Annotated in this window: 2 protein-coding genes and 1 pseudogene; all 3 read right to left on the reverse strand. The window is 73.2% G+C overall.

Annotated features, from left to right (window positions below; translation table 11 throughout):
• Positions 1-33 precede the first annotated feature (33 nt).
• Entirely contained in the window at positions 34-825 is a 792-nt protein-coding gene (locus ACFWEP_RS32990) for an SDR family NAD(P)-dependent oxidoreductase (protein WP_387375730.1), read from the reverse strand.
• Between the two features lie 175 nt (positions 826-1000).
• Positions 1001-1654, reverse strand: coding sequence for a universal stress protein (locus ACFWEP_RS32995; protein ID WP_387375732.1), 654 nt, complete (start codon positions 1652-1654; stop codon positions 1001-1003).
• 517 nt (positions 1655-2171) lie between these two features.
• Positions 2172-3691: pseudogene (locus ACFWEP_RS33000) on the reverse strand (hypothetical protein); the annotation flags it as partial.

A 3691-nucleotide genomic window follows, 5' to 3' on the forward strand; every position in this document is an offset into this window, starting at 1 on the left:
GTGCCGTGTGCCCGTGAAGAGAGGAGAGGGCGACTACAGGGTGGTGACCAGGCCGCCGTCGATGACGAAGTCGGCTCCGGTGATGTTCCCGCTCCGGTCGCTCGCCAGAAAGGCGACGAGGTCGGCGATCTCCTCGGGACGGGTGAAGCGACCGGTCGCCGAACCGCCCGCGGCCTGCTCCGCCACGGATTCGGGGCTGCCACCCGTGGCCGCGGAAACCGACGCGGCGACACCGTCGTCCCCCAGCCACAGCGCGGTACTGACGGGTCCGGGGCTGACCGTGTTGACGCGGACGCCCTGCGGCCCGAACTCCTTGGACACCGCCTTGCAGAAGTTGGACAACGCCGCCTTCGCGGTGCCGTAGTCGATCACCAGCGGATCGGGGAGGAAGGCGTTGACCGAGCTGATCGTGACCACGCAGGCTCCTCCGCTCCTTTTGGCCATGTGGGGGAGCGCGGCCCGGGTGGCACGGACGGCCGCCAGGAAGTTGATGGTCCACGCGGCCTCCCACTCCTCGTCGGTCACCGACAGGAAGCCGTCGACGCGCGGGCGCACCGCGCCGACGTTGTTGACGAGGATGTCCACGCCGCCGTACGCCGAGACCGCCGCGTCGACGAGGGAGCGGGGGCCGTTCGGACCGCTCAGATCGACCTCCAGGGCGAGAACACGTCCGGTGCCGGCCAGCGTTTCGAGCTCAGGGGTGTTCCTCCGCGCCCCCGCGACCACGGTCGCGCCTTCGCGGACGAGAGCCCGGGTGACGGCGAGCCCGATGCCGCGGCTCGCACCGGTGACGATCGCGATGCGGTGGGACAGGCCCAGGTCCATGGTGGATTCCTTCGCAGGTCGATCTCGACGAGGACGGCTGGTACGGACCTCCGGCACGGTGCCGGCGACAGCGCGCGAGCCGGGGGAAGGCGGCGGTGCCGTCCACCGTGCCGGAGTTCCGGCAGGTACCGCTTGAGCGTCCCACGGGTCACCGCTCCGGGCGCGGCGTGACCCTCTACGCCGCGCCGTCCCCTCCGTGGTCGGGGATGGTCTCCGGGCCGCTCCCTCGTGCCGGGCGTTCGGGGCCGGAGAGAGCGTCTCGCGAGAGGCGGCGAGCCACGTCAGAACGCCGGCCACGGGGGAGGGGGCCGGTCAGCTCCCGGGCGTCCAGCGGCAGCCGCCAGGCGATCCTGCGCCGCACGGAGCCGAGTTCCCTCGCCAGCGGCGAGGGCGGCACGGTCAGTACGGGACACGAGGCGTGCGCGAGGCAGTACCGGGCCACGGACGGCCACGGAAGGCGGTGCGGCCAGTCGCGTCGGCCCGTGCCGAGGACCAGTAGGTCGTCCTCGCGGTCGGCGGTCGTGACCAGAGCCCGGCCCGGTGAACTCCGGACCAGCAGGCACCGCGTGGGGACAGCGGGACCGGTGGGGCCGAACGCGGCGCCGAGCGTCGCGAGCAACCGTTCCTCCGCCGCATCGCGGAACGCCTCCGCCTGAACCCAGGACTGCCCCTGGCGCCCGTATCCGCCGCCGGGAGTCTCCCAGGCGTGTACCGCCCACAACTCGGCTCCGCTGCGCCGGGCTTCGGCCGCCGCCCTGTGCAGGGGCGCGGTGCCCTCCCGTGCCAGGCCCACGCCGACCACCACCCGCCGGCGAAGAGTCTCCTTCATGGCCACCGCTCCCGAGTCGATCCTCTGTTCGCCTCATCGAAGCGTCCTCGTTCCCCTCCGCCCCGTCCCCTGGCGCCTCTCTGACGGAACCACCGACGATCGATACGGACTCCTGACGCGCGTCGTGGCCTGGCATCAGGAGTCCGTCAAGTTCCCCGCGGGCCGGCGCCGCTCCTGCCGTGCGGGGAGGAAGCTGGCACAAGAGGCCCTTTGAGGTGCGAGGTACGTCATGAGGTCTGGCCTGCGGGACATGATGGCGGTGCTGTCGGCGGTGACGGTGCTCGGCCGCTACTGGGGAAGTCCACGCTCACACCGGACCCCGGCGCCGCACTCCCGCCGTTGGAGGCGCGCCTGGTCGCCTTGGACCTGGCCGCCCAGGTCGCCGCTGCGCTGTCGGTCCGTGCCCGGGTGGCGGTCGCTCCGTAGCGGAGGATCCCAAGTCCCCGCGGACCGTCTGCCCGTGACAGCCGCGCGGCCGCGCCGCCCGGGTGAGGCTCGGCACGTGGCGTACGGGGCCTCACCGGGCCGCCGAACCGGTTGCGAGGTGGATGACGGCGATGTCCCGGACCGCGGTGAGCGCCTCGGGGGCGAGCTGGGCGAGGACCGGGATCGCGTGAAACCAGCCGGTGGTACCGAGTGCGAGACGCAGCGGTTCGACGGCCGCCTTCCCGGCGCCAGGGATGCCCGAGGTCGCCGACAGGGCCAGGTGCTGAACGGTGCGGGTGAAGGTGTCCGCACCGATCGGGGCGGGGACGGGGTGGGGGCGTAACGGGACGCGGGCCAGGTGCGCCGACACTGCCGTCAGCGCGAATGCTCCGCGGTGCGGGGAGGCGGACAGCGCAGCCACCCGTCGGGCGGTGGCCGTGTCGTGCAGAGTGGCGTGGAGTACCGCCAGCGCGGCGGACGGGAATTCTCCGGTCCCGCGATTGGCCGAATCCCGCGCCAGCCAGTCCAGTTGACGGCCCGGTTCCTCCCCGTCGCCGATGCGCAGGAATGCCTCTACGAGGACGTCTTCGGGATGCCAGGACTGCGGGCTGCTCCGCACCGCCCGGCCACGCGCCTGCTCCCAGGCCGTGTCGAAGAGCGACCGCTGTCCGGGCGGCAGGTGGACGGCGGCCGGGAGGAGTTCCGCCAGAGAGGTCAGCAGTCCCTGACTCCGGATCGCGTACCGGGCGGCATCCAGGCGCCGCAGAAGAGGAAGGATCAACTCGGCCGCCACATCGGGGGCGAGCGTCCCGAGTTCCGCGGCGACGGCGACGCGTGCCGCCCGGTCGGCCTTCCGCCATGCTGCCCGCATGCCTGCGCCGGCCGGCCGGCCGTTCCGCGCGATCAGATCCACGGCGCGCTCCACTTCACCGGCGGACGCCAACGCCTGTGCCGCGTAGGGCCAGTACGGGGCGCATGCGGTCGCGGCGGCAACGGTACGGGTGGCCGCGCGTGCGTGGTGGAGCGCATCGGCCGGCCGGCGCACGTCCGCGCACGCCAGCGCCACGGCCGCGTGTACGCGCACCCGGTCGGCCGGGTGCCTCACCAGGCCGAGCAGCGTATCGGGATCAGTGGTCGCGTCGGCGCGGACGAGTGAACCCGCGAGCTCCGGCAGCCACACGGGACCGCGGTGCGTCCCGGACACGGTCGAGGACAGGAGGGCGAGTGCCCGTTCCAGTCGGTGTTCCGCTTCGTCGACGGCGTGGCGCTCTGCCAGGTGGAAGGCCTGGCCGGCGAGGCCGGTGGCCTCGGTGAAGGCATCCTCCTCGTCCCGCTCCTCGTCCTCGAAGGGGACGGGTCCCTCGGGCGGGTCCGCCGGCTCCACGGGAAGGACGCGCCGCCCGAGTTCCAGCACGCAGCCGGCGGTCCGCGGTGGTGTTCCGACGTCGGTGAGAGCCTGGGCGAGGACCGCGAGCGTGCCCCGGAAGCCGAATTCGATGTGGAAGGCGTCCGCCGGGGACAGCCGCCCGGCTTCGGCGCGCGGATCCAGCACGTACGTGAGGTAACCGCATGCCGAGGCCACGAGTCGCTCGGCGCGCACCGGCAAGGACC

This window comes from Streptomyces sp. NPDC060198, assembly GCF_042728415.1.
In the GTDB taxonomy this organism is placed as follows: domain Bacteria; phylum Actinomycetota; class Actinomycetes; order Streptomycetales; family Streptomycetaceae; genus Streptomyces.

What these genes read in the sequence shown, in the direction of transcription:
- ACFWEP_RS32990 (WP_387375730.1), bottom strand. Translation starts at nt 825, where the DNA reads ATGGACCTGGGCCTGTCCCACCGCATCGCGATCGTCACCGGTGCGAGC.
- ACFWEP_RS32995 (WP_387375732.1), bottom strand. Translation starts at nt 1,654, where the DNA reads ATGAAGGAGACTCTTCGCCGGCGGGTGGTGGTCGGCGTGGGCCTGGCA.